This window comes from Cytophagaceae bacterium, from assembly GCA_016722655.1.
In the GTDB taxonomy this organism is placed as follows: Bacteria; Bacteroidota; Bacteroidia; order Cytophagales; family Spirosomataceae; genus Leadbetterella.
In genome coordinates this window covers 468,124-492,838 of record JADKIR010000004.1, presented here as the reverse complement: position 1 = coordinate 492,838, position 24,715 = coordinate 468,124, and the positions used below count along the sequence as shown (strand labels likewise).

Below are 24,715 nucleotides of genomic sequence, written 5' to 3'. Positions count from 1 at the left end.
TTTCATTTCTCTTAAAAATGTATTTAATTCACACCTTTAAAAATTTAAATGGGAAGATATACAGGAATTTTGGGCATCATAGCCTTGTTAGGAATAGCATATTTGTTATCAAGCAACCGCAAAGCCATTAATTTTAAGGTAGTTGGTATTGGACTTCTTGCACAGTTGATACTTGCTTTTGGTGTTTTAAAAGTCCCGGTTGTGGAAAAAGCCTTCAACTTTGTGGGTGGCATTTTTGTTCAGGTTTTAAATTTTACCAGGGCAGGAAGTGAATTTTTGCTCGGTAATATGATGAACGTAAAAAGTTTCGGTTACGTTTTTCTTTTTCAGGTGATTCCAACTATTATTTTCTTTTCAGCTCTTACTTCTCTGTTGTTTTATTTGGGTGTTATTCAGGTCGTGGTGAAAGGATTCGCAAAAGTTTTGACCAAACTGCTGGCTGTTTCCGGAGCCGAAGGATTATGTGTAGCAGGAAATATTTTTCTGGGTCAAACCGAGGCCCCTCTTATGATCAAGGCATATCTTGAAAAAATGAACCGTTCTGAAATTCTTTTGGTAATGATAGCCGGTATGGCCACTTTGGCGGGTGGAGTTTTAGCAGCATATATTGGTTTTTTAGGCAATGGCGATCCCGTAGCTGAAGCTGAGTATGCCCGTCATTTGCTGGCAGCCTCAGTTATGGCTGCTCCTGGTGCAATTGTTGTCTCAAAAATATTGTATCCCCAGACAGAAATTATCGATACATCGGTGACAGTCACCAAAGATAAAATCGGTTCCAATATGCTCGATGCTATTGCGACGGGTACAACGGAAGGGCTTAAGCTTGCTGCCAATGTGGCGGCTATGTTATTGGTATTTATTGCATTTATTGCAATGATAAATTATTTAATGGGAGATGTAATTGGCTCCTATACCGGTTTAAATGATTTGATTGCGGCTAATACTCCATATAAAAAGTTCTCGTTGGAATTTGTTCTGGGTACTGTTTTTTCTCCTCTGATGTGGTTGATTGGGGTTGCCAGAGAAGATATGATGCTGATGGGGCAATTGTTAGGAATCAAATTGGCTGCATCAGAGTTTGTAGGATATGTGCAGTTGGCTGAACTTAAAAACACCGCCAATGCTCTGCATTTTACAGATAAGAAATCTGTAGTTATGGCTACCTATATGCTTTGTGGTTTCGCAAATTTTGCTTCAATTGGAATACAGATTGGGGGAATAGGATCACTTGCTCCCGGACAAAGAAAGACACTTTCTGAGTTTGGAATCAAAGCTGTAATAGGTGGCAGTATGGCTTCTTTACTTTCAGCTACCTTTGCGGGGCTGCTGTACTGATTGAAATAGAGCGATTTAGTTATTTTGTCGATTTTTATGAATGTTAAAAAGTGAATTCATAGATTATTGGAATAAGGAATTTTCGGAAACTTATCCAATCAATTACGAATTGAAATGGGTTTATCCCGACCGATGGTTTAGAATTCATAATTTGCCTGAATCGAAAAGATATGCTGAATCGAAAAGCGAGTATAACATAATACTTGATCGACAAAATCAATTGTTTAATGACCTTTTTGGCGAAGGAACAGGAATAATAATTTCATTCGGACTTTTCAATGACTGTCCAAACATAAGCAATTACAAAAAGCTCTTTGGGGAATTTTCAAAGGTGTTGACAATTAACCTAAAAGAGGAAAGGCCAGAAGATTTTTTTGATGAAGATAATGCATTATTTGATATTTATATTAAAACTGAAAATTGGAAAAATGGGAAGATAGATGTAGCACTTAAAGTAATTGCCAATGATGAAATTAGAGCAATGTTTATCTGCCCTTCAAAGAAATGTATCATTGCACCTTATGACGGTGGGGTCGATGTGATAGTTGATAATACTGAAAAACGCAACCGATTAAAGCGTAAATATAGAGATTGGCTTTCTAAACGAAAAGATGGTATGTAAAGGAAGAAAATTAGCAAAAAGAAAATCTGTACAAATTTATATAATTTCAGTTCGAAATTCCCTCTATCAAAGTTTGTGTTTGTTTGAATGTTTTTTACTTTATAACCTCCCCTTCGGGTAACTACTAAACGTCTTAGAAATAATAATCCGTTTTTTATTATCAATTATTTAGCCACAGTTTTTGACCATATATAATATTTTTTATTCCTATAATTTCATCTAACTTATCCCAAAAAATAAAATAATCGTTGAAAACAAAGTTTTTCCTTTGATTCAAATCGGCATCATATAGTTTTTTAGACCAATGGATAGGAATCATAACAATCCTTTCATCACTAAGACAAACTACTATAAAATCGTCTTTTACAGTGACTTCCCTGATTTCAGGAAGCATACTAAATTTTATACTACTAACGCTTTTTTTTATAGTTGGCCCTGGCATTGACCTCTTTGCAAAGGTGTTCATATTTTTCCTTTATTAAAAATTCATTTTCTATTATTGTGGTCGAAATCTTTTGTAATTCAACCTTTGAAAAGCCTTTATTGTCAGCTAATTCAATTTTTCCGTCCTCAAAAATCCAAAATTTGCATAGTTTTTTATTGTTATCGGTAATATGTACATGTAAAGGCTCATGAAAAATATCGTACATTACCATAAAAAAACGCAAACCAAGTGCTGTGAAAAAAGTTGGCATAAAAGTATTACAAATCTTCATCAAATATATAAAATTTTGATAAAGAATGAATTAATTCAAAATAATTAAACCCTATTCTTCCCAAGCCCAGTCAATCCGGTGTTTAAGGTCTTTAATCACCATGTTATTGGCTTTGAAATAATTTCTAATCTGGTCTATTTTGTCGTATTGCTGATTGAGTTTGTATTCACGGTAAAGTTCCAGCATACCCATAAATACCATTTCGTCATTTTGGCCTTTTTCTTCCTTTAAGCCAAGAATATTCTCAAAGAAAATTCCAAATTTAGAAATCAGATTGTCAAAGGTTTCCTGGCCTAAGGCAGCAGGTTGAAGCTGGTTCATATACAGCATATTTACATATTTTAGTAATGTAAACATCTGAGCCAAACCTACTGCTGTATTCAGGTCGTCGTTAAGGGCATCGTAAAATCCCTCAATGGCTTTTTCAATTTCGGCTTTCTTTTTCTCATCAATCGCAACTTCAGGGTTTTCAGAATAAACCAAAGTTTTTGAAACCCTAAACCCATTTAAAAGTCTTCGGAAGGCTTTCTGTGCGGCTTTCAATGCGTCATTAGAAAAATCGAGAGTGCTTCGGTATTGTGATTGCAACATAAAAAACCGTACTGTCATAGGGCTATAGGCCTGATCCAATAGCGGATGGTTTCCGGCAAATAATTCAGCAGGTAAAAAGCTGTTGCCCAATGATTTCGACATCTTCTGTCCATTGACGGTCAACATATTGGAGTGCATCCAGTATTTTACGGGATCCACACCGGTTAGTCCCACTCCCTGAGCAATTTCACATTCATGATGCGGGAATTTTAGATCCATTCCACCTCCATGAATATCAAATTGTTTACCTAAGTACTTGGTGCTCATGCAGGTACATTCAAGATGCCAGCCAGGGAATCCCATGCCCCAGGGGCTCGGCCATTGCATGATATGCTCCGGAGCGGCTTTTTTCCAGATGGCAAAGTCTAACGGATTACGTTTTTCGGCCTGGCCGTCCAGCTCACGGGTCTCATTGAGGAGGTCTTCCAGTATTCTGCCGGAAAGTTTACCATAGTTATTACCCTCTCCGTTGTATTTGTTGATATCAAAATATACCGACCCATTCGATTCATATGCCAATCCTTTGTCTATCAGGTCTTTTACGGCTTCAATCTGCTCCACCATGTGGCCTGTAGCTGATGGTTCTATATTGGGCTGGAGGAAATTGAACTGTTCCAACACCCAATGGAAATCATTGGTGTATCGTTGAACTATCTCCATAGGCTCAAGTTTTTCCAGCTTAGCCATTTTGCCTATTTTATCTTCGCCTTCATCACCATCACCTACCAGATGCCCTACGTCTGTTATGTTTCTTACATATCTTACTTTGTAGCCGATATTTGTCAGATAACGATAAAGTACATCAAAAGTGAGGAAAGTACGCACATTGCCCAGATGCACATTGTTGTACACGGTAGGTCCGCACACATACATGCCCACGTAACCGGGCGTGATAGGTTCAAATTCTTCTTTTTGTCTGGAAAGTGTATTGTAAATCTTGAGTTTTTGCATTGAGAAAATTGAAAAATGAATACAAAAATAGTTGATATAGTTTAATTGGTGACAAACTTGGACTCAACTATAATTATTAAAATAGAAAACAGACCGGTAATATTTCTTCAAAAATTCTACCAATCCAAATCATTAACAATTTTTTAAGAAAAAGTATTCATTCCTTCATCACATAACCCATCCCTATTTGGGTATGAAGTAGCTTCTTTTCGAAGTCTTTATCGATTTTTTTTCTGAGGAAATTCACAAAAACTTCAATCACATTGGTACCGGTGTCGAAAGTAATATCCCAAATCTTTTCGGCCAGCTCTACTTTGCTGATTACTCTTCCGGGATTTCTCAGAAAGTATTCAAGCAGATTAAATTCCTTGGCAGTCAGTAGAATCTCTTTTCCGGCTCTCTGAACTTGTTTTGAATCTACATTTAGCTCCAGATCGGCCATTCTCAATATATTAGCGGTTGAATTGGTATTGGTTTTTCTTCGGGTCAATGCCCTGATTCTTGCCATCAACACCGCAAATTCAAAAGGCTTGGGAAGATAATCATCGGCTCCAGCATCAAGGCCGGTAACTATATCTTCAGGCGTACTCATGGCTGTCAGAAGCAAAATTGGCGTAGCTATATTTTGTTCCCTTATTTTTTTACAAAGCTGCAAACCGTTGAGTTCGGGCAGAATTATATCTGAAATAATAAGATCATAATAATTTCTTTGAGCCAAAGTCAGTCCCAAAAGTCCATCGTAGGCGATGTCAACTTCGAGTTGGTGTTGTTCCAAACCTTCCTTGATGAGTTGCAAAGTTTTGGGTTCGTCTTCTACCAGTAGTATTTTCATAATTTTCCTGAATTAATAACCATTTGAATGTGAATATATCATTTTTTTGTCAGATTGAGCTTTTGAAGCAACGTAAATCTGATAATATTTCTTTGAAAATAGGTGTCAATAGTTTGTCTTTGCTGGTACCAGCGTAAATAACCAATTTCAAGAGAAGTGTTATTTAATAAATATTTTTCAAAACCTACATATACTCTATTTTGGTCAAAAAAATTAACATTTTTCCCCGAATTCAACATTAATTCATCTAATACCTTCACATTGTCTTTTTTCTTCCTTCCAACCAAAAACTGCATTTGAAGTCTGGTTCGGTATCTGAAATTAAAATTGTTGCCATCGAACAATTGCACGCCATCATTTTTTCGGATAAAACGCTCATCTATTCTTAATCTTGTTGAAAATATTACGTTTTTCATCGAATTTTCAGAAAAATTAAACTCCTGAAAGGGCCTGATTTCAGGAATTACCAGTTTTTTTTCAGCATCCGGAAATTGTGGACTCTGCCACGAAAATGTTTGCCCCCATGCCACATCAAATTTTGGGTTAACTTTATAATGGAGGTGATTATGCTGGATGGTATGATGTTGAATATTGCCTTCAATAAACCGGCGATTGTCGATTTCGTTGACCAGATAAAGCTTTTTGCTCAAATTAGTATGGGTCATAGCCCTAAACCACATCAGGTTTTGCTGCGTGATGTGGTTTTGAGAAAAAACAAAATTTGGAAGTAAAATAATAAAATAAAGTATTAAAAAGGAATCAGATTTAATATTCACAAAATTCAGGGAGTTTTTATGCAAAATTAGTTAAAAATGCCATTTAGGTACTTTAATTAATAAAAAGTGCGAAAACCTTAAAATAAAAGATTCAGAGCAAATCATATTTCTGTTTGTTAAAAGTAAAATTGGGCAATATCTTGCATATCTTGAATGGACGATTGGAATATTTTTTTTAATATATGAAAGCAGGGATTTTTATTTTTATTTTATTTTCAACAACGGCTTTTGCACAATCTGATTGGTTTATTAAGGCTGATAGTCTGAGCAATTGCGGGTATTTTAAAGAGGAGCTGTTTTACCGGAAAAAAATATTAGATGCCGCTCCCCCAAATTCCTCCCAATTCAAAACCGCCAAAGTACTCTACGACATTGCTGAAATGGGCGTTTTGGGAAAATCTAGGGAATCAGAAAAAGCAGCTTTGAAACAAGAGGCCATTTTTAAATATTTCAACTCACTTTCTGAAAAAGAAAAAAAAGTAGTTGAAATTGAAATAGATAGGTTGAAAGCCAATCAGTTAAGTGCAGATAAAAAGGTTGAAGAGGCCATAGCACTATTTAAGTCTGCCTTAAAAAAAGTGCCTGCAAAATCAATTAAAGCAGCCGAATTGCATCTCAATATAGGTCAAACCTACTCTGCAAACTATAATTATTTTGATGCGATTATCCACCTAAAAAAATCTATTGAAATTTTTGAACGTAACGGTTGGAAAAACCACTACGCCACAGCTTTGGCCTACAACGGATTGGCATTTGCCTATGATTATGCCAATACCGAAAAAGAAATGATTCCCACATTTGAAAAAGCATTGCATATTTGGTCAAAGTATTATGCTGCCGATGCTTCCATAGTTTCAGTGGCTTACAATGATGCCATGTACACGGCTATTGAATATGGCGACAGGAAAAAAGCTGCCGAATATCAAAGGCGGTATGATGAATATATGGCCGGATTTATGAATCCTAAGAATATTAAAAACTACAAAAATGACTATCCTTTTGAAAGATTAAATGCCTTGTGTATGTATCACCTTTCGTCAATTGGTTTTTATGATATGAGTTTTAATGAAGAAAAGTTATTATATCATTTAAAAGCACAGGAAAAACTCTTTGCCTCTGCACCCAAAAAATGGATTGAAAAGGAAAAAAGTGTGTTATTGGCTTCTTATGATGGAGCATCACATGCTTTTTACATGAACGAGCAATCAGAAAAGGCTCTGGAATATAATAGGATTATTGAAAAAATGGCTCATGATGACTTTTACAAAATGAAGGTTTCGGCCAATAGGGCAATGTTGTTTTATTATAAATATAATTATAGTAAATCGCTGATTCACAATCAAAAAGCTTTGGATTATTTGGAGATTTTGGGATATAAATCGAGTTATTTGACATTACTTACCTTAAAAGCTGAAAATCTGGCCAATTTGGGAAAGTATAAAGAGGCTAAAGCTGCTGTAAAAGAGGTTTTTCGAACAGAATTTGATAAGGATATTCCACTCGAAAAGATCAGGTTAAAAAATTTTGGTGAGGTTAATAATTCAGCTTATATCAATATTTTTATCCACTCCGGTCAGGCTTTTCGTAGAATTTATGAGAAAAATGGTAGGTCAAAGGCTGATTTAAAAATAATCAGAAACCTGTATAAACTGGCCGGTGAAATGTTTAAAGGATATTATAAAGAGGGTTTTTTCAATCCGGACCTTGAGCGGCAGCTAAACAATATTAAGGAGGGCATGATGTTTTCGGCTATTCAAACTCCTGGTGACAATACTTATCTTGCCGAATGCATTAACACCATCGAGAATTTAAGTTCGCAGCACCTGTGGAAACAGTTTTTGTCAAAATATAGCAATAATCTGAACTTGTCAAAAGAGCTGATAAGCAAAAGAAATGAGGCTGTGATTGAGTTGAGTTATTTGACTCAAAAAGAGAAAAAGACTCAAAAAGAAACGCAAAGAGAAAAGATTTTGAACAATAAACTTGATGAAATAGATGCCGAAATAGACAAAAAATACTCAAATTATGGCAGATTTCAGTCTTCTGATTTTAATATTGGAGATTTGCAAAAATCCTTAACTCAAGATCAGGTATTAGTGAAATATTATGTAACTGATAGCTCGGTATTTGCCTCTAAAATCGTAAAAAATGCCATTGATTTGAAATATTTGGGTCATCGGAAAAATTTTGAAAAACTCTCAAAAGACTATCATGGACAAATCAGTAAAATAGATTTTGATTTCAAACAAAACTCGAGAAAATTAAACAATCTGCTGCTAAAACCTTTGGCTTTAAAAAAAGAAAGTTCGGTTGTATTTATACCCGAAAGTTTCCTGAATTTCTGTCCCTTTGAAACCCTAATGGATGAAAATGAACAGCCGTTTGCTGTTAAACATTCTGTGTCATATTCCAATTCTCTCAAATTTTCACAAAAAATATTTGCCGTTAAGAAATCTACTTTTGATAATTTTTTAACCGGTTTTGCCCCTAAATATAAAGACGGAATAGGAGTAACCCGGGCTGCGAATGGTCAACTTATTTATACCGGAGCTGAGCTCAATAGTATCGCAGAAATTTTTAGGAACTCTTCAATTTTTGTCAATGAAAATGCCACCAAAGGTAATTTTCTAAAATCGCTCGGTAATAGTAACATACACCATCTTGCCATGCATTCGTTGCTGGATGAAAACGACTATGAATTTTCGAGTTTGATTTTTCAAAACAACGAAAAATTACATTTTTATGAGCTTTATGCCTTGAATTTTCCTTCGGAAATGGTTGTTTTGAGTGCATGCAACACGGGCGTGGGCAAATACCTGAATGGTGAAGGGCTGATGAGTATTTCCAGAGCTTTGAATTATGCCGGGGTGCAATCAACCGTTAACAGCCTGTGGCAGGTGCCTGATAAAGAAACTTCGGAGCTCATGTCTTATTTTTATGAATATCTGGATGAAGGCATGGCGAAAGACAAGGCATTGGTAAAAGCAAAACGTAAATTTATAGAAAAAAATCCTTTGAAAAGTCACCCTTATTATTGGTCTGGTTTCATAATTAACGGCGATGTATCACCCCTTTCATCACCCCAAAACTGGTGGCTTTATGGCTTAGCTTTTGTTTCTGTGGTAGCTTTGGGTCTGTTTTTTTATTTTTTCAGGACTAAATCACCAATTGCCTAATAGCTCTTTGGCTTTTTCTTTTTGTGGATTTTCGGTTTTCGAAAGTTCTTCCAGAATTTTTTTTCCGCTTTCTATTTGATTGGTTTTCAGATAGGCAAGAGCCAAATACCATTTTCGGTAGGTTTCAAAAGGATATGGGTTATTACTAAATTTCTCGGATTCAAGTATCTTTAGTGCTTTTTGACTTTCATTAAGCTCCAAATAGGAAACAGCTGTGTAAAAAACCGAATATTCCTCATTTTTTATCTCAGAAAACAATCGGATGGCTTCCATGTAATTCTCAGTATCATAAGCCTTAAAAGCCTGATTTTTAATATCTTCCTGATTCTCTCCCCGTACATTGGGTGCAATAACGTTGGGGTATGTTTGGTAAAAAGCCATATACAGTTCTTCATTACTTTTTCCAGAATTAAGATAGGAAAATATGCCGATTCCGGCTAAAATTACAACTGCAGCGGCGGCGGCGTATTGCCACCAATTGCCTTGTTTCTTCGGTTTTTCAAAGCTTGCGACCAGATTTTTGATTTCGGTTCTTTCTTTTGCGTGTATGGCCTCCTGGACCGACTTATGAAATTCAAACTCTGCCTTGAATTCAGCGTCAGTTTCGAGTTTTTGCTGAAAATCTTCTAACTCCTTTTCAGTCAGTGATTTCTCGAAATATTTATTGATCAGGTCTTCCATTTTAGTTTTTCGATAACATTTCTTTGAGCTGTTTAAGACATCTCGCTTTTTGACTTTTTAGCACATCTTTTGACTGATAAGGGAGCATTTCCATTATTTCGTCAAGTTTTCTTTCTTCATAATAAAACAGCCTCAGAATTTTGTAACATTGTTCTCCAAGTTTCTTTAAATTTTCTTCTAATTGGCTGATATGCTGGTTATTTTCATCAATTTCAGCCCATTCTAGGCCGTCAGGAAGCGTTTCTATTTCGACAAAATCCTTCTTGTTTTTCCTCAATTTGCTAAAAATCATGTATTTGCCAATAGAGAAAAGATAGGTTTTCAGTTTGGCATTCAGTCCGTCGAGTTTGCCTTTTTCGGCGTTTTCGATTAAGGCAACAAAAGCATCCTGATACACATCTAAAATATCTTCCCGAGATAAATTATACTTTGAAGCAAACATCAAAAATCCGCTCCGATACGAAGTATAGATTCGCTCCAGTGTTTTGCCGTCCCTCCTTTTTAAATTCTCTATTTCAGTCACTGTACAGAGCTTAGTGTTTTTTTTCTTGAAAAGTAAACATACGAAATTTTTTATTTTACGGCAGTTTACTTTTTGGCTTTTTTGACACAAACTTAAAAAAAAGCCATAATGAAATACCAATTCAAAAATGTAAGAGGTCTAAAAAAGACCAAACCCGAGGAAGTAATAAAAGTTGAGGCCGACGAAAACTACAGTGTATTTTATTTTTCTGATGGCCGGAACATCACATTAGCCAAGACACTCAAAGAGTGTGAAGGTATTTTTGAACCCTATCCATTTTTTCGTACACATAGGTCTTGTATGATTAATCTGTTGTACTGTATTGAAATTCATCAAAAAGAAGTGATTCTTATCAATAATCTGAAAGCGAATATCTCAAGAAGACGGCTTACCGGGTTGAAAAACAGCCTTTTATATTTAAAGAATATGACCTGATAAAGAATATTAAAAAACTTGAGTTTACTTTTTTTTCAAAATGACACTAATACAAAACTTTATATAAAATGAAATTTTACTTAACACTGATTTTGTTTGTGGCGATGCAAAGCATTTCGGCTCAAATCATAAAACCCAAAGAAGTTGCGAAAAGAAAAGCTACCGTTCGTACCAATAATGCCATTGACAGAAGTATCGACAAAGGCCTGGACAAAGTAGAAGAGGGTATTGGGAATATTTTTAAGAAAAAAGATAAGCCAGAAAAGGAGTCTAATTCTAAGAAATCGGAAGAAAATGATTCGGAGGAAAATGAGGATGTTAAGGCTTCTGATGGTTCAGAATCTAATGAAAAGAAAGAGATAAAAAAGGAGCAAACCGCCCCTGCTCAAAAAGCCAGCATGAAGGCATATTCGAAGTTTGACTTTGTGCCAGGAGAGAAAGTTTTGGGCTTTGATGATTTTAATGAGACTAGTGTAGGAGACTTTCCTTTAGAATGGAACACCAACTCATCAGCAGAGATAGTCACTTTTAACGATAGCCCTGAAAAATGGCTTTTCATGAGCCAGGACGGCTTTTTTCAGCCTGATTTTATGAAGGATATGCCAGAAAATTTCACGTTGGAGTACGATATTTTTACCAGATACCGCAGCAACAACCTGTTAAATTACAATTTCTATATCTATGCAAGTCCAAATCCTAAGGCTGATTTTACCGAAAAAAACATCATCAATGGATTCTATTTCGACTGGAGTGGGGGTAAGGAATATGCGGGTTTTCAGGTTTATGAAAAAGGTGAAGTAGTCAATAAAAACGACAATTTGATTATCAAAAGTTTGATTTGTGGAGGCGAAAGTTTTGAGGAAGCCAGTAAAGTACATTTCTCGATTTGGCGACAAAAAAGCAGGCTGCGTCTATACGTAAACGAAGTCAAGGTGCTGGATATTCCTAAGGCCTTTGATCCAAAACTTAAGTATAATGCCTTTAAGTTGGGCTCTAGTTATATGAACTACTCGGAACAAGAAAACAAAGACGAGTACATGGTAGCCAATATACGCTACGCCGTAGGTGCCCCTGATACCAGATCCAAGCTCATTACCGAAGGCAAACTGGTGACCAGAGGAATTCTTTTCGATGTCAATTCAGACAAAATTAAGCCGGAATCTTATGGCGTATTGAAGGAAATAGGTACGGTGTTGAAAGAAAATCCTGACGTAAAAGTAAAAATAATAGGCCATACGGATTCTGATGGCGACGATACAAAAAATTTAGATTTATCGAAACGACGTGCAGCTTCAGTGAAAAATGCACTTTCGACAGAGTTCGGCATAGAAGCCGGAAGATTAGAGACAGATGGTAAAGGCGAAAGCCAGCCATCTGAGCCCAACACTTCGCCTCAAGGCAAGGCCAATAATAGGAGAGTTGAATTTGTTAAATTGTAAAAATTTTATTGCGTGAAAATAATATTTAATACTTTAATATTTAGTTTTTTAACGATAGCGTGCTTTTCTCAATCGGTGACGCTTGAGCCAGGTAAGAGTATTTTTGAGAATACTGTTGATGGAACTCAAATTAACGCATCACCTAGCAATCCGGTCAAATTATATTCTGATGGACATATTACTCCAATTGATTTTTATAATTATACGTTGCTACATGGTCGAATTAGTACCAGTTACGGAGGTTTAAAGATTTATGGAAAAGACAATGTCTCGCTTTTTACAAATTTTCAGTCCAATATCCAAAGCAAATTTTATTTAAACTCCACGGGTAATGTAACTATTGCAGATAACGCTCATGATGGTTTCAATAGATTCAATGTAATATCAAACGATGAGAATGTTGCTTTTTTTGGAAATTCAAGTGGTGTAAATTCTGTAATTAATTTTAATCATGAAGGAAGCATAACCACTAGTAGCTTTGGATTAGGTTTGAAATCAAATAGTAGAATTCATTTTGATTTCGAAAATAATTTAAAAATGAATTCTGTTTATGGCACTGTTCTACGAGTTGGAAACGATCAAAAAGTAAGTATAAATCCTAGCATTTCAGGTACTGGAATTGATGGATTAGCACCTGCAAAAGCCCACTTAGATGTCAATAATACAGTGCGTTCTGGCGAACTTGATTTTGACGAAAACAATAACACTGAACGCCGCCCTGTTTTTGCAGACAAAGATGGGATATTAAGAATACAAAATTCATCGTACCATGCTTTATCATATAATTTTACAGCTGTTCAAGCTCAAAATTATAACGATCAATTAAAAAAAGGTAGTGGTTATGCTTGGTTCAACACTACAAATGAACCCAAAACTATGTACCTACCCATTAATTTACCTGATAACGTAAAGTTAGTCACTATACGGTTATATGTATTGGATAATTCAACCTCAAATCTATCTTTTACTTTTTATAAAAATAGCCATATTTCAAACGCTTTTACCCCCTTTTTAAGCTTTGAAAGTGATTCCAATGGATCAAATGTTGTAAATCTTAATGCAACTAGCAATGAAGTAATTGATAATTTCAGTAACTCCTATTATCTAAATATATCTTCAGTAGGAAATTGGACAGGAAACACACTTCAATTTCACAGTTTAGTAATCACTTATCAATATCAATAATCATGAAAACAATCAAAATGCTATACCTTCTCACTTTACTTCTTTCGTTTTCGGCCTGTGGAGGAGCAAAATCTACAGAAAATGCCGTAAGTAATATCGAAACTATCGGCAACGAGTCATGTATCAAAGATTATATGACAAAATACGACAAACTGCTACCGCTTGAAGTCATCAAAATACATTACGACCTACCCGCCAATGCAAAAATGAAGTACAATTACAGACCGGAGGCTAAAAGGCACGACCAAGACACTTACGAGTTTACATGGGATAGTGGCAGAAAGCGGAAAATGAAATTTGGCGGCCAGGAAATGGAGTACCCATCTCCCAATCGCATCGGCTTACGTTGGGTGGGCAGCGATTTGTTTATGATTCAAGGCAAGCCTACACCTTTAGAAAATTTCAGAGGTTTTTATAGAAATGCCTCGGCAGCGGAAAAAGAAGCCGCTTTTAAACAAGCCTCCGAAAAACTCATAGAAAAAGGATACGATGGCAAAACAGTTGAAACTGCTACCAGTTTGGGAAAAGACTTGTCGGCAGACGAGATTATTTTCAATAATATTGACGGATTGGGTGAAGCTGCTGTTTGGCGTATTAAAGAGAAAGAGCTAACTGTTTTAGTGGGTAAAACCTCCTTTCAGGTAAGTGTCGAAATAAGTGAAAATGATGAAGAAAATATAGCTCTAGCCAAAAAATTGGCTCAGGAGGTTTTGAATAAATGTAAATAAATGAAATTGAAAATATTAAATCATGAAAACAATCAAAAAACTCTCTATTCTATTTTTAGTCGCTTTGTTTATCACTTCATGTGGTAAGATCGACATCACTCCTGACGATAATGACGACTCAGGAAATTCTTCGAGTAGCAAAATCTCCGGAAGTATGAAAGGTACGCTGGATGGTAAAACTTGGCAGGCAAAAACGATTAGTTTTGGAGGCCCTTTTGCACTCATTGATGTCAGTGGCAAAGTGGATGACTCTAATCTTATCTCCCTCCAGTTTGTAGAAACTAAACTAGAACTTAACAAAACGTACCAGTTTGATTTAAAGAATGGAGAAGCAAATCTAAACGGCAATCTTGTGGTAAAATTTAACGATAAAGCCCTCTTTGCAAAAAGCGGAACTTTTAAAATCACCAAATACAAAAAAGGACAAGTCATAGAAGGTGAGCTAAATGCCGAGGTGTCGAACTACTTTGATACCGATATAAAACTTGAAGCATGTAAGTTCTCGATGGAATACAAATAATCAATTATCTATCAAAAAAACTAAAATTTATAGCCATGAAAAAAGTACTTCTAAGCATAGCATTTTTCGCTTTGATTTCCTGTAGCCCGGGCGGAGGAATTGACCCTGTTACGTCGAAAGGGTGTGATAATGCCATTGTTGACTATGAAAATGCAATTCAAAACTGGGCAACAGACATTGAAAATAAATCTAAATGCGAGGCGGTTAAAAAGTCTTTAAACAGCATCATAAAGACCTGTTCAATGTACACTGCTGCTCAGCGTAAGTTATACGAGGACCAACTCAATGAATTTTCCTGTGAAAACTGATTTATACTATGAAAAATATACTTTTGCTTTTTTTCTTTCTTCCGTTTTTTGTTTTGGCTCAAAACTCCGAAATTTTACCTAACCTAATAGTTACCAATAAACTAGTCACTGATTCTGTCCGTGCCAAATCGCCCGATAGTATTGGTATTTCACAATTCCGCTCCACCGGTGCACGTATCAATAACCTCAAAACTGCTGCTTTGAATAGTCATACCATTTCATCTCAGACGGTAACCGCTGCAGGCAATGTTTCAGGTCAGAGTGGTGGATTTGTAAATCTTTCAGTAAGTGGCAATTCCAACCTCAACACGGTGGCGGTTGGTACACTTGGGGCAGAATCTATAGTTATTCCGAACAATAATTTGGCAAATCCGCTTTTTGTTAATGTTGACGGCACGCTCACCAAAACATCGCCCTTGCAATACTTGTCTTTACCTGCGGCAGCATTTTTTCCGGAGCAAATTTCCCCTTTTCAGGAACAGGTGGGGTTTTTTGAAATGGGTCAAATTCGGAAGTTTTCAGCCGACGGTCAAGTGGAGGCTCAGTCAAAGTTTAATCAGGATCTTTATCGACTCATGGCTCCACTCACCTATCCATTAGCTCCTAATTTCTCAGCTTTATTTGTTAGAGAAGGCAAAATGTGTGTCCTTGATAATGAAAATGCCCGTGATCTGGCCGCGATGGTATATGAAGTAAATGATTCTCAAGGTCAAATGAGCCTTTTAGTAAATCCCAAAATGGTAATCAGAAGCGAAGGTGCAGCCAATACTTACCGTTGTTATACATTAGCTGATAAAGGAGCAGGTACTTCATTTGAGGTGGATGCCACCTCCAATAGTTATTATGTTGCCGTATTTCCGGTTTCCAGTTCTTTGTCTTCCGAAAGCATTCTTCAAAATCCTTTGAACAGCATTATTTCATGGCAAATAGACAATCCAAGACTTAAGCTGGTTCATTATATTTCACTTTATGATTACCACAATTAGCAATACTTTTGGCTACGTCACAAAATAAAATTATGAAATTCTTTTAGGAATAAATGAGGACTTTGAGTAAATTTTGAAATTATAAATCTTAAAAAACAATGAAAAAATTCTGTATTTTTATTTTATTGATTATAAGTAGTTTAACAGTTTTTTCACAGGAAAAAGAATCCGAGAAAAAATCTGAGAAAGATCCACTCAAAAACGCCGAGGCTGCATTTGACAAAGCATTTGACGGGCTTTTCAAAACCAAAAAGAAAACCGAAGACCCTAAAAAACAAGAACCTGCAGCCAAAGAAAAAGAAGTTGAGAAAAAAGAATCGAAGGGCTCGTTTGGTGGTTTTAGTTTCGGAGGTAAACCCAAAGCCACTTACAATTTTGTATCTTCAATGACCATGAAAATTGCTACCACTCCTGCCAAAGAAAAAACCGCTATGATAATGCGGTCAAAGTACCTCTTTGGTGCCGACGACAAAGCCGTGGGTGTCAAATTTCTGAGTTCTACCAATTCCGATATGCAAAAATCTCAGGCTACCATGGAAATGTTCGTGATGGATTTTGAGCAAAATAAATTTTTTACGTTTACCAATAACGAAGGCACTAAAAATGTGATGGCCATAGGCTACAAGCCTGATAAACTCGAACAATACGCCACCGAAAATGAGGAACAAATTAAAATCACGAAAACTTCTGAAACAAAAACCATCGCCGGTTACAAATGTGACGGTTACCGCATCGAAGACCAGGAATCAAAAGACCAGGTGCTGATGTGGATAAGCCAAAGTAGGGTAGGCGATTTCGCAAAAATGGGCCAGAAAATGGGTGGAAATGCCGGAATGACCGGAAAAGGGGCTTCGAAAAACTACATGGCTTATACTGCTCATCCCGAGCTTGCCAAAATAATGGCACAAGGGCGGGCGGTTTTAGGCTACAGCATCAGGTCCGAAAAAGGCGACCAAACTGATATGGAAGTGGAAGAAATCAAAGTCAGCGATAAATTCACTTTCGATACAGCTGCCTACAAATCGATGTTTTAAGCAAAAAAAAATTCCACCGAAAGTAGCCGGTAAGTTTCAAGCTTTCCGGTTATTTTTTTTGGGTGGCTCACGCTTAGGCGTGACCGGGCTATACACTCCCGCTTCCCTCCCTGGCGGTCGGGCGAGCTCCGTTTCTATCCCTGCCACAAATTCCTTCACTTTTATTCCTCCCAATTTCATATTTGATAATTAACTTTGCCCCACATTTCAAAAACTCATTATGAATACACTGAAGACCCTGTTTTTTATTTTGATTCTAAATTCCGCATTGGCTCAAAACACCCTCCATCCGTCTTCCAATCTGTACGAATATCCTAAAGACCCGCTGGTAGCTCAAAAACTGGAACAATGGCGAGAACAAAAATTCGGGATGATAATCCATTGGGGTGTTTACGCCGTTCCCGGAATCATCGAGTCCTGGTCTATATGTAATGAAGATTGGATCACACGTGACTCAGCTTCAAGATACGACGACTATAAAAAATGGTATTGGGGATTGAGTGAAAAATTTAATCCCACCAAATTTGACCCGGACCAATGGGCACAGGCTGCCAAAAATGCCGGGATGAAATATGTAGTCTTCACCACCAAGCATCATGACGGATTCAATATGTTTGATACCCAATTTTCGGATTACAAAATTTCGAATGGACCATTTAAAGAAAATCCCAAAGCCGATGTCGCAAAATATGTGTTTGATGCATTCAGAAAACAAAATATGATGATCGGGGCATACTATTCAAAGCCCGACTGGCACTCTCAGTATTTTTGGTGGGATTTATACGCCACTCCAAACCGCAACGTAAATTATGACATTAGAAAACATCCCTGGAGATGGAATCAGTTTATAAATTACACGCACAATCAGATTGATGAACTTACCAGCAAATATGGGAATGTCGATATCCTTTGGTTGGATGGGGGTTGGGTGAGACCCAGAAGCACCGTTACTGAGGAAGTACTCGCATGGGGAGCTCCTATTCCGGATTTTGACCAGGAAATAAATATGCCAAAACTCGCCGAAAAAGCAAGGAAAAATCAGCCCGGCATTTTGATTGTTGACCGTACCGTTCATGGGGAATTTGAAAATTATCGCACTCCTGAGCAGGCGGTTCCTAAAGTCATGTCACATGACCCATGGGAAAGCTGCATTACACTTGGAGGTGCCTGGAGTTACGTGCCCAATGACCAGTTTAAATCAACAGAAAATGTTATTCATCTTTTGGTTGAAATAGTTGCTAAGGGCGGAAATTTGCTTTTGGGCGTTGGTCCAACACCTGAGGGTCTGCTATTGGATGAACAAATCAAAAAGCTGGAAGAAATTGGTAATTGGTTAAAAATAAATGGTGAAGGCATTTACGAAACCAGAGCTATTGATAATTTCAAAAATAACTCAACCTATTTTACTGCTTCAAAAGACGGAAAACTGATTTATGCTATTCAACTTTTAGGAAAAGAAACCCAATTGACTGAAACTGTACAATGGGAAGGAAAGGAGCCCACGAAAAACTCAAAGATGTATATTTTAGGGCAAGAGAAGCCATTAAAGTGGGAAGTTAAAGATGGGAAAATAACGGTTAAGTTGCCTATAAAAATAGTTGAGACACTGAAATCTCAAGCGGCGGTAGTTTTTAAGTACAGTGTTGAATAAATAGTTTTGAACGCAAAATCTTCATAATCTGTTATTTCCCAAAACCTTAATTTAAACAAAATGTTAAAAAAGATTCTTATTGGGTTGGTCGTTTTGGCCATAATACTGTTTGGTGTGTTTAAATACATGCAATTCAATACTAAAAAATATAGCCCGGAAGTTCAAAAGACCTACAAAGTGGGCGATGCAACCGTAAAACTTTTTTATTGCAGTCCTTCGAAAAATGATCGGGAAATATTTGGCAATTTGGTGCCTTATGGTGAAGTATGGCGTACCGGAGCCAATGAGCCAACAACACTCGAAACCGACAAACCCATCACTCTGGGCAATCAAAGCCTACCAGCAGGTAAATATTCATTGTGGACAATACCCGGTAAAGATAGCTGGAATATCATCTTAAATACCAAAATTCCGGGATGGGGGATTGGTTTCGATGGTAAGGCACAAAGGAATCCAAAGGCTGATTTACTCAATGTTACGGCTAAAGTATCTGGCTTACCCGCTATTCAGGAGAATCTGCGAATCGACATAGATTCAACCCTCAATTTTAATTGGGATAATGTGAGAGTGGCAGTGCCTATAGGAAGATTGTAAAAAAACTTGATACATAAAAAATTGCCCCGAAAGGGGCTTTTTTTATGATTATTATTTTAAAAAGCATAGGTTGTTTTCCTTAACTTTCGGAAAATTTATTCCGACCTTTAAAATGAAAAAAATCTTAATTCTCCTTGTTTTGGGCTTTAGTGTAAAAGCTCAGGAAGTCATTAATCTTTATCCTTCAGTTGCTCCCGGCTCCGAAACCTGGGATTGGAAAGAAGCAGAAATAAAAACACCGGATGGAAATGCCATCGCTTACAATGTAACCATTCCTACACTTACGGCATATATTCCATCCAAAAGTAAGGCTACCGGAACTGCCATGCTTATTGCTCCGGGAGGAGCATTTCATATATTGTCGATGGATAGCGAAGGTCATCAGGTAGCCAAACACCTTCAAGCCAACGGTGTAGCGGCGTTTGTGCTGAAATACAGATTGGTACAGCTTAAAACTTCAAACCCCATGGCAGAACTCATGGGCAAAATGCAGGACTTCAAAAAACTGGATGCCGAAAATGCTCCGGTAATCGAACTAGCTATAAAAGATGCTCAAACTGCCCTGAAACATATCAGAGACAATGCTACCAAATATGACATCAACTCCGACAAAGTGGGCATGATGGGCTTTTCAGCAGGTGGAACACTTACATTAGGGACATTTTATGCTTCAGAAAAATCTGCAAAACCCAATTTTATTGCACCCATTTATCCTTACGTGCCGGCAGTTGATTATCTGAAGAAAATCCCTGAAGAAAAATACCCGATATTTATTGCCCTGGCTTCTGATGATAACCTGGGATTTGCTCCCGCCAACGCCCAACTGTATCTTGAGTGGAAAAACGCCAGTCAACCAGCTGAAATGCATATTTATGAGAAAGGGGGACATGGATTTGGAATGAACAAAAAACACCTTCCGGTAGATACATGGATTGATCGCCTGACTGACTGGATGAAAATGCAGGATTTTATGAATAAAAAGTATCCAAATCAATGGGAGATAGGCCGAAAATACTGGGAGCTGGAAGAAGGGGCAAAACAAAACGAAGCTCGGGCAAGAAGAGACTTTGCTAATTTGGCCAGATACAAAGATGCCAATTTGAAAACTGGATTGCCCAAAGCCGGGAAACGGCGGGTAGTATTTACAGGGGATTCAATTACGGATGGCTGGGTCAATGCCGATAAAGAATTTTTTGAAAAAAATGAATATGTAGGAAGAGGGATTAGTGGTCAGACATCACCTCAAACACTACTAAGGTTTCAGCAAGATGTAGTGGCCTTAAAACCTAAAGCGGTGATTATTAATATCGGAACCAATGATGTGGCGGAAAATACTGGTGATTATTCGGAGGAATATACTCTCGGCAATTACCGCTCCATGATAGCCGTAGCAAAAGCCAATGGTATCACTCCAATTTTAGCATCAGTATTGCCTGCTTCTGCTTTTCCTTGGAGACCTGAAATAAAAGACGTGGCAGCCAAAGTATTTGCTATGAATAGTGGTATCAAAAAACTCGCTGGAGAATACGGTTTGGTGTATCTGAATTATTACGATAAACTCAAAAACAAAGAAGGCGGTCTCTCACCAGACATGGCAGCCGATGGCATACATCCCAACCTTGCCTGTTATAAAATCATGGAAAAACTGGCCGATGAAGCCATTAAGAAAGCATTGGCGAAAAAGTGATTATAGTTTTGAAGGATTTTTATAAAGCAGTGTAGATTTTATTTACACTGCTTTTTTTGTTTGATTTAAAAATTTCAACTTTAAAATTACTTTTCATACTCTGATTTTTTCCTTTCATCTATTTATTGTATCATTTTGCGACAATAAATTTCTTTTGCTCAATTAATTTCATTTATTTTAGAAAATAAATAATTAAAGACAGAAATGTCTAAATTCTCAGCCTTCATTTCTGAATAACAAAACACCATGTTTTATGAAAAAAACACTTAGTTTTCTTTTGATAGCGGCACTGTCGGAAGGCAGTGTGTTTGCTCAGATTACCTCCGGTCCCGGTATTGCAGAAACCAACACCGAGTATGGTAAAGTACGTGGATATATCCACAATGGTATTTTTACTTACAAAGGTATGCCTTATGCCACCGCAGGAAGATTTGAAACTCCCAAAAAGCCTGCTAAATGGGAAGCGGTAAGAAGCTCAATGGTTTATGGTCCGGTGTCACCGCTAATGACCCCGACTACACAAGTACATGACGAAAGTGAGTTTGTGTTTTCGCATGACTGGGGCTATACCAACGAAGACTGCATGCGTATCAACGTTTGGACTCCCGGCATCAACGATGGCAAAAAACGCCCGGTATTATTTTGGATACATGGCGGAGGATTTGCTGCCGGTTCAAGTCAGGAACTTCCCTCTTATGACGGTGAGGCTCTTGCCAAAAAAGGCGACGTAGTGGTGGTTTCTATCAACCACAGACTCAATATCCTTGGATTTTTGGATCTATCGGCCTTTGGTGATAAATACAAAACATCGGCCAATAACAGTATCGTAGATATGGCAATGGCCCTGGAGTGGGTTCGTGACAATATCTCTAATTTTGGTGGGGATGCAGGTAATGTGATGATCTTTGGTCAATCAGGCGGTGGAGCTAAAGTAAATACCCTTATGGCTATGCCACGTGCAAATGGATTGTTCCACAAAGCCGTGAATCAATCCGGTGCATTCAGATCAAACATGCTCGAGAAAAAAGATACCCAAAAACTTGGGGTAGAAACTTTGAAAGAACTTGGCATTGCACCTGATAAGGTAGATGAAATACAAAAAGTACCTTATGACAAATTAGTTGCTGCCGGAAACAAAGCCTTAAAAATTGTAGCAGACCAGATGAAAGCTGAAGGTCGTCCGGTACAAGGATTTGGACTGGGATGGGGACCAAGCCTTGATGGTGAAGTATTGCCTTATCAGCCATTGTCTGTGGAGGCTTTGCAACTTTCAAAGAATGTGCCTTTGATGATTGGGACCGTTAAAAATGAATTCATGGCTTCAATGGGGGCCAACCTTACCGATGCCACTGAAGCTGAGGTTGATGCATTCATTGCAAAAAAATATGGCGAAAAAGCTACAGCCTATAAAGCAGCTGCAAAAAAAGCATACCCCGGGTATAAAAAACCATCTGATTTGATTGATATTGATGCCATGTTTCGTCCGGGTACGGTAAATCAGGCTAATGTTAAATCTGAGGTTTCGGGCGGTGCTCCGGTTTATGTGTATCTTTTTGACTGGCAGTCGCCAACGGTAGGTGGGAAATACAAATCTATGCACTGTATGGAGCTTCCTTTTGTATTTAACAATATCCAACGCTGCGAAGAAATGACTGGAGGTGGTAAAGAGGCAATTGCTTTGGCTGCAAAAGTAAGTCAGGCGTGGATCAATTTTGCAAAAACCGGAAATCCCAACCATCCAGGGTTGCCTGTTTGGCCTAAATACAACAGTACCAATACTTCTACGATGCATTTTGACCTGAAATGTACCGTACAAGCACAGCAAGACAAAGAATTATTTGATTTATTGAAGTGAAAAATTTAGAATAATATTATTCAAAAAAATACCTGCTTTTGGCGGGTATTTTTTTATATTCTAGCAAGTAACTTTTCTGCTACTTTCTTAAGTTCAGAAGTTGAGGTTTTTGGGGTTAATTTATTGACTTTCAGTCTTATGAGTTCATTGTTTTTTCTGGCAATCAAAATACAAAAATTCGAGTAATCTGTTTGGAAAAATGCCTCGTCTCCAATATTTGTTAATAATTCAAAGCCATTACTTACATTATTTAAATCTCTGAAAGTTGCAAAAGTCTTTTTAGCTGTAGTTTCATCTTTATAACTTTCAAACATATAATAGAGAGCCACCATTTTTGCCTGATTTTCTGAACTTGAACTAGCTGTGAAAGTACTTTTAAATTGATGCCCAAAAGATTTGTTGGTACTCTCTGTTTCTGTTTGATAACACGATTCTCCCAGAATAAGGGTGGCTTCCTCAACTGTGATTTTATGTCCTCCAAAAAGGCTTAGAAAATTGAAGGAATTAAAAAGTAAAATCGAAACAAGTGTTTTCATAAGCTTTTCTATAAAATTTTAAGTATAAAAGGCTGAAAATGAACAGAAATTGCTGCTTAGGTTAAGTTGTAAGTAATTCTATTTAATAGATTTCTTAAACTTAATTACCTAATTGTTTTTAATCTTCAGCATCAATTTCTTTTTCTTTGTGTGATTTAAAATTTCCATCCAAATTATCCAAATGACTTTGCTCCAATGTTTTCCGTTCAAAATCATATAATTCCAAAGGCTCGGTAGTTTTGGCAACAGAATTAAGATATTCGGTAATCGTATCAAGAATATTTTGATTCTTGATAGTCAGCAATTTGTCAATGATCTTGTTTCTGGTGAAATCAACAACTGTCATTGTTGTTTTTTAAAATTGATTTAAAACAAAATTTCAAAAAAATATAAACTATAACAAAAAAGTAAGGCATTTTTCAAATCCTATCAATCCTCAATGATGTTGTCTTCTGGTGGTTACTCCGCCTGATGCTTCTTTAATGGTATTGGCAAAAACAAAGGCTTTTGGGTCGATGTCGTACACCAGATTCTTGAGTTTTCTGAGCTCTAAACGGGTGATAACTGTAAAAATAATATCACAGTCATTGGAGATTTCATAGCTACCCGGTAAATATCCACGCTCACCTTTATAGACCGTAATGCCTTTTTGCATGGTATTGACCAGCTGAAATTTGATTTCTTCGCTTTTTGCAGAAATAATCGTAACGCCGGTATAGGCCTGTAAGCCTTCCACTACATAATCGATGGTTTTGGAGGCGGCGAAATAAGTCAGAATGGAATACAGGGCGGTTTCAAGTCCAAATTTAAAGGCTGCTATGCTGAAAATCAGGATATTAATACCAAGGATGATTTCGGTAATAGTGAAGGAAGTCCTTTTGAGCGTGTAAAGAGCTAATACCTCAATGCCATCTAATGCTGCTCCTGTACGCATGATCAACCCAACACCTAAACCGAGGAAAACCCCGCCAAAGATAGAAATCAAAAGCTTATCATGGGTCAGGTCAAAATAGGGGAGGAAGGTAAGGCAAATACCCAAAAATACCACCGCCAGCAATGTGCGATAGGCAAACCTTTTCCCAACTGAAAAGTATGATGCAATAATAAGCGGGAGATTCATCAAAACGATAATGATACCCAGGTTGAAATGGGTGATTTCGTGGATAAGCAGCGAAATACCCGTAACACCCCCATCAAAAAAATGGTTGGGTACAAGGAAACCTTTCAGGGCGATTCCGGCAAGCAATACGCCGAGAATCATGAAAACAATGTCCTGGGCAATTTCTGAAAAACCGGGCTTGTGGTGAGGTTTTGAATCTGTGATTTGAGTCTTTTCCAATTTCTTTAAGTTTTCTTTCTTTATGGGTTCAAGTGATTTTTTTGCAAAATCGGTAAAATATTTATGTTCTTCAAGAAAATCAGTCTGGAGTTTTAGCCATTGATCTGTTGAAAGCGTTTGACCCATTTTAATGAGTTCTTTTCTGAAGTTCTCTGCAATTGCCGCATAATCGTCTGATCCTAAATAAAATAAGTCTGCATCACATGCTATTTTTT

General features: G+C 37.1%; 26 protein-coding genes. 15 read left to right on the top strand and 11 right to left on the bottom strand.

Features of this window, described 5'->3' with window-relative positions; genetic code table 11:
• Nucleotides 1-48 precede the first annotated feature (48 nt).
• Nucleotides 49-1,335 (top strand): Na+ dependent nucleoside transporter, encoded by a 1,287-nt coding sequence (locus IPP61_02740; GenBank protein MBL0324090.1) that lies wholly within the window; start codon nucleotides 49-51, stop codon nucleotides 1,333-1,335.
• A gap of 40 nt (nucleotides 1,336-1,375) precedes the next feature.
• Nucleotides 1,376-1,957 (top strand): hypothetical protein, encoded by a 582-nt coding sequence (locus IPP61_02735; protein MBL0324089.1) that lies wholly within the window; start codon nucleotides 1,376-1,378, stop codon nucleotides 1,955-1,957.
• Between the two features lie 160 nt (nucleotides 1,958-2,117).
• On the opposite strand, the gene IPP61_02730 is transcribed toward IPP61_02735, so the two are convergent.
• The 5 genes from IPP61_02730 to IPP61_02710 form a co-directional block, all read right to left on the bottom strand.
• Nucleotides 2,118-2,351, bottom strand: coding sequence for a DUF2442 domain-containing protein (locus IPP61_02730; GenBank protein MBL0324088.1), 234 nt, complete (start codon nucleotides 2,349-2,351; stop codon nucleotides 2,118-2,120).
• 16 nt (nucleotides 2,352-2,367) lie between these two features.
• Nucleotides 2,368-2,673, bottom strand: a complete 306-nt coding sequence (locus IPP61_02725; protein MBL0324087.1) for a DUF4160 domain-containing protein — start codon at nucleotides 2,671-2,673, stop codon at nucleotides 2,368-2,370.
• Nucleotides 2,674-2,724: 51 nt separating this feature from the next.
• Entirely contained in the window at nucleotides 2,725-4,215 is a 1,491-nt protein-coding gene (locus tag IPP61_02720) for a cysteine--tRNA ligase (protein ID MBL0324086.1), read from the bottom strand.
• A 157-nt stretch (nucleotides 4,216-4,372) separates the two neighbouring features.
• Nucleotides 4,373-5,047 (bottom strand): response regulator transcription factor, encoded by a 675-nt coding sequence (locus IPP61_02715; GenBank protein MBL0324085.1) that lies wholly within the window; start codon nucleotides 5,045-5,047, stop codon nucleotides 4,373-4,375.
• 38 nt (nucleotides 5,048-5,085) lie between these two features.
• A complete protein-coding gene (locus IPP61_02710; GenBank protein MBL0324084.1) occupies nucleotides 5,086-5,823 on the bottom strand; it encodes a DUF2490 domain-containing protein in 738 nt (245 codons plus the stop codon).
• A 182-nt stretch (nucleotides 5,824-6,005) separates the two neighbouring features.
• Between IPP61_02710 and IPP61_02705 the strand changes: the two genes are divergently transcribed.
• The gene (locus IPP61_02705; GenBank protein MBL0324083.1) at nucleotides 6,006-8,999 is read left to right on the top strand and encodes a CHAT domain-containing protein; all 2,994 of its coding nucleotides are present in this window, start codon (nucleotides 6,006-6,008) and stop codon (nucleotides 8,997-8,999) included.
• On the opposite strand, the gene IPP61_02700 is transcribed toward IPP61_02705, so the two are convergent.
• Nucleotides 8,985-9,680 carry a hypothetical protein gene (locus IPP61_02700; protein MBL0324082.1) on the bottom strand — a complete coding sequence of 232 codons (696 nt, stop codon included), beginning with the start codon at nucleotides 9,678-9,680 and terminating at the stop codon, nucleotides 8,985-8,987. The genes IPP61_02705 and IPP61_02700 overlap by 15 nt on opposite strands.
• 1 nt (nucleotide 9,681) lies before the next feature.
• Nucleotides 9,682-10,203, bottom strand: coding sequence for a sigma-70 family RNA polymerase sigma factor (locus IPP61_02695; protein ID MBL0324081.1), 522 nt, complete (start codon nucleotides 10,201-10,203; stop codon nucleotides 9,682-9,684).
• A 108-nt stretch (nucleotides 10,204-10,311) separates the two neighbouring features.
• Between IPP61_02695 and IPP61_02690 the strand changes: the two genes are divergently transcribed.
• The 8 genes from IPP61_02690 (at nucleotide 10,312) to IPP61_02655 (ending at nucleotide 16,838) form a co-directional block, all read left to right on the top strand.
• Nucleotides 10,312-10,638 carry a LytTR family transcriptional regulator gene (locus IPP61_02690; protein MBL0324080.1) on the top strand — a complete coding sequence of 109 codons (327 nt, stop codon included), beginning with the start codon at nucleotides 10,312-10,314 and terminating at the stop codon, nucleotides 10,636-10,638.
• A 68-nt stretch (nucleotides 10,639-10,706) separates the two neighbouring features.
• Nucleotides 10,707-12,077 carry an OmpA family protein gene (locus tag IPP61_02685; GenBank protein ID MBL0324079.1) on the top strand — a complete coding sequence of 457 codons (1,371 nt, stop codon included), beginning with the start codon at nucleotides 10,707-10,709 and terminating at the stop codon, nucleotides 12,075-12,077.
• A gap of 12 nt (nucleotides 12,078-12,089) precedes the next feature.
• Nucleotides 12,090-13,262: a hypothetical protein gene (locus tag IPP61_02680; protein MBL0324078.1), complete on the top strand. Its 1,173-nt coding sequence runs from the start codon at nucleotides 12,090-12,092 to the stop codon at nucleotides 13,260-13,262.
• 2 nt (nucleotides 13,263-13,264) lie between these two features.
• A complete protein-coding gene (locus tag IPP61_02675) occupies nucleotides 13,265-13,990 on the top strand; it encodes a hypothetical protein (protein MBL0324077.1) in 726 nt (241 codons plus the stop codon).
• A gap of 22 nt (nucleotides 13,991-14,012) precedes the next feature.
• Nucleotides 14,013-14,510, top strand: a complete 498-nt coding sequence (locus IPP61_02670) for a hypothetical protein (GenBank protein ID MBL0324076.1) — start codon at nucleotides 14,013-14,015, stop codon at nucleotides 14,508-14,510.
• 35 nt (nucleotides 14,511-14,545) lie between these two features.
• On the top strand, nucleotides 14,546-14,818 hold the full coding sequence (locus IPP61_02665) for a hypothetical protein (protein ID MBL0324075.1): 273 nt from the start codon (nucleotides 14,546-14,548) through the stop codon (nucleotides 14,816-14,818).
• A gap of 8 nt (nucleotides 14,819-14,826) precedes the next feature.
• Entirely contained in the window at nucleotides 14,827-15,804 is a 978-nt protein-coding gene (locus IPP61_02660) for a hypothetical protein (protein ID MBL0324074.1), read from the top strand.
• Nucleotides 15,805-15,902: 98 nt separating this feature from the next.
• A complete protein-coding gene (locus tag IPP61_02655) occupies nucleotides 15,903-16,838 on the top strand; it encodes a DUF4412 domain-containing protein (protein MBL0324073.1) in 936 nt (311 codons plus the stop codon).
• A 36-nt stretch (nucleotides 16,839-16,874) separates the two neighbouring features.
• On the opposite strand, the gene IPP61_02650 is transcribed toward IPP61_02655, so the two are convergent.
• The gene (locus IPP61_02650; protein MBL0324072.1) at nucleotides 16,875-17,018 is read right to left on the bottom strand and encodes a hypothetical protein; all 144 of its coding nucleotides are present in this window, start codon (nucleotides 17,016-17,018) and stop codon (nucleotides 16,875-16,877) included.
• 40 nt (nucleotides 17,019-17,058) lie between these two features.
• On the opposite strand from IPP61_02650, the gene IPP61_02645 reads away from it, so the two are divergent.
• The 4 genes from IPP61_02645 (at nucleotide 17,059) to IPP61_02630 (ending at nucleotide 22,625) form a co-directional block, all read left to right on the top strand.
• A complete protein-coding gene (locus tag IPP61_02645; protein ID MBL0324071.1) occupies nucleotides 17,059-18,489 on the top strand; it encodes an alpha-L-fucosidase in 1,431 nt (476 codons plus the stop codon).
• A gap of 60 nt (nucleotides 18,490-18,549) precedes the next feature.
• Nucleotides 18,550-19,083: a DUF2911 domain-containing protein gene (locus IPP61_02640; protein ID MBL0324070.1), complete on the top strand. Its 534-nt coding sequence runs from the start codon at nucleotides 18,550-18,552 to the stop codon at nucleotides 19,081-19,083.
• Between the two features lie 112 nt (nucleotides 19,084-19,195).
• On the top strand, nucleotides 19,196-20,770 hold the full coding sequence (locus tag IPP61_02635) for a dienelactone hydrolase family protein (GenBank protein ID MBL0324069.1): 1,575 nt from the start codon (nucleotides 19,196-19,198) through the stop codon (nucleotides 20,768-20,770).
• A 253-nt stretch (nucleotides 20,771-21,023) separates the two neighbouring features.
• Nucleotides 21,024-22,625 carry a carboxylesterase/lipase family protein gene (locus IPP61_02630; GenBank protein ID MBL0324068.1) on the top strand — a complete coding sequence of 534 codons (1,602 nt, stop codon included), beginning with the start codon at nucleotides 21,024-21,026 and terminating at the stop codon, nucleotides 22,623-22,625.
• A gap of 53 nt (nucleotides 22,626-22,678) precedes the next feature.
• Here the strand turns inward: IPP61_02630 and IPP61_02625 are convergent, their stop codons facing one another.
• The 3 genes from IPP61_02625 to IPP61_02615 all read right to left on the bottom strand — a co-directional run bounded on the left by IPP61_02625 (nucleotide 22,679) and on the right by IPP61_02615 (nucleotide 24,422).
• On the bottom strand, nucleotides 22,679-23,161 hold the full coding sequence (locus IPP61_02625) for a hypothetical protein (protein ID MBL0324067.1): 483 nt from the start codon (nucleotides 23,159-23,161) through the stop codon (nucleotides 22,679-22,681).
• Nucleotides 23,162-23,279: 118 nt separating this feature from the next.
• On the bottom strand, nucleotides 23,280-23,507 hold the full coding sequence (locus IPP61_02620) for a hypothetical protein (protein MBL0324066.1): 228 nt from the start codon (nucleotides 23,505-23,507) through the stop codon (nucleotides 23,280-23,282).
• 90 nt (nucleotides 23,508-23,597) lie between these two features.
• Complete coding sequence (locus tag IPP61_02615; GenBank protein ID MBL0324065.1) at nucleotides 23,598-24,422, bottom strand: YitT family protein; 825 nt, start codon at nucleotides 24,420-24,422, stop codon at nucleotides 23,598-23,600.
• Nucleotides 24,423-24,715: the final 293 nt, after the last annotated feature.

Excerpts from the sequence above, each read along its gene's own strand:
- IPP61_02740 (MBL0324090.1), top strand. The coding sequence starts at position 49 with ATGGGAAGATATACAGGAATTTTGGGCATCATAGCCTTGTTAGGAATA.
- IPP61_02735 (MBL0324089.1), top strand. The coding sequence starts at position 1,376 with ATGTTAAAAAGTGAATTCATAGATTATTGGAATAAGGAATTTTCGGAA.
- IPP61_02730 (MBL0324088.1), bottom strand. The coding sequence starts at position 2,351 with ATGCTTCCTGAAATCAGGGAAGTCACTGTAAAAGACGATTTTATAGTA.
- IPP61_02725 (MBL0324087.1), bottom strand. The coding sequence starts at position 2,673 with ATGAAGATTTGTAATACTTTTATGCCAACTTTTTTCACAGCACTTGGT.
- IPP61_02720 (MBL0324086.1), bottom strand. The coding sequence starts at position 4,215 with ATGCAAAAACTCAAGATTTACAATACACTTTCCAGACAAAAAGAAGAA.
- IPP61_02715 (MBL0324085.1), bottom strand. The coding sequence starts at position 5,047 with ATGAAAATACTACTGGTAGAAGACGAACCCAAAACTTTGCAACTCATC.
- IPP61_02705 (MBL0324083.1), top strand. The coding sequence starts at position 6,006 with ATGAAAGCAGGGATTTTTATTTTTATTTTATTTTCAACAACGGCTTTT.
- IPP61_02700 (MBL0324082.1), bottom strand. The coding sequence starts at position 9,680 with ATGGAAGACCTGATCAATAAATATTTCGAGAAATCACTGACTGAAAAG.
- IPP61_02690 (MBL0324080.1), top strand. The coding sequence starts at position 10,312 with ATGAAATACCAATTCAAAAATGTAAGAGGTCTAAAAAAGACCAAACCC.
- IPP61_02685 (MBL0324079.1), top strand. The coding sequence starts at position 10,707 with ATGAAATTTTACTTAACACTGATTTTGTTTGTGGCGATGCAAAGCATT.
- IPP61_02675 (MBL0324077.1), top strand. The coding sequence starts at position 13,265 with ATGAAAACAATCAAAATGCTATACCTTCTCACTTTACTTCTTTCGTTT.
- IPP61_02670 (MBL0324076.1), top strand. The coding sequence starts at position 14,013 with ATGAAAACAATCAAAAAACTCTCTATTCTATTTTTAGTCGCTTTGTTT.
- IPP61_02665 (MBL0324075.1), top strand. The coding sequence starts at position 14,546 with ATGAAAAAAGTACTTCTAAGCATAGCATTTTTCGCTTTGATTTCCTGT.
- IPP61_02660 (MBL0324074.1), top strand. The coding sequence starts at position 14,827 with ATGAAAAATATACTTTTGCTTTTTTTCTTTCTTCCGTTTTTTGTTTTG.
- IPP61_02655 (MBL0324073.1), top strand. The coding sequence starts at position 15,903 with ATGAAAAAATTCTGTATTTTTATTTTATTGATTATAAGTAGTTTAACA.
- IPP61_02650 (MBL0324072.1), bottom strand. The coding sequence starts at position 17,018 with ATGAAATTGGGAGGAATAAAAGTGAAGGAATTTGTGGCAGGGATAGAA.
- IPP61_02645 (MBL0324071.1), top strand. The coding sequence starts at position 17,059 with ATGAATACACTGAAGACCCTGTTTTTTATTTTGATTCTAAATTCCGCA.
- IPP61_02640 (MBL0324070.1), top strand. The coding sequence starts at position 18,550 with ATGTTAAAAAAGATTCTTATTGGGTTGGTCGTTTTGGCCATAATACTG.
- IPP61_02635 (MBL0324069.1), top strand. The coding sequence starts at position 19,196 with ATGAAAAAAATCTTAATTCTCCTTGTTTTGGGCTTTAGTGTAAAAGCT.
- IPP61_02630 (MBL0324068.1), top strand. The coding sequence starts at position 21,024 with ATGAAAAAAACACTTAGTTTTCTTTTGATAGCGGCACTGTCGGAAGGC.
- IPP61_02625 (MBL0324067.1), bottom strand. The coding sequence starts at position 23,161 with ATGAAAACACTTGTTTCGATTTTACTTTTTAATTCCTTCAATTTTCTA.
- IPP61_02620 (MBL0324066.1), bottom strand. The coding sequence starts at position 23,507 with ATGACAGTTGTTGATTTCACCAGAAACAAGATCATTGACAAATTGCTG.
- IPP61_02615 (MBL0324065.1), bottom strand. The coding sequence starts at position 24,422 with ATGATTCTCGGCGTATTGCTTGCCGGAATCGCCCTGAAAGGTTTCCTT.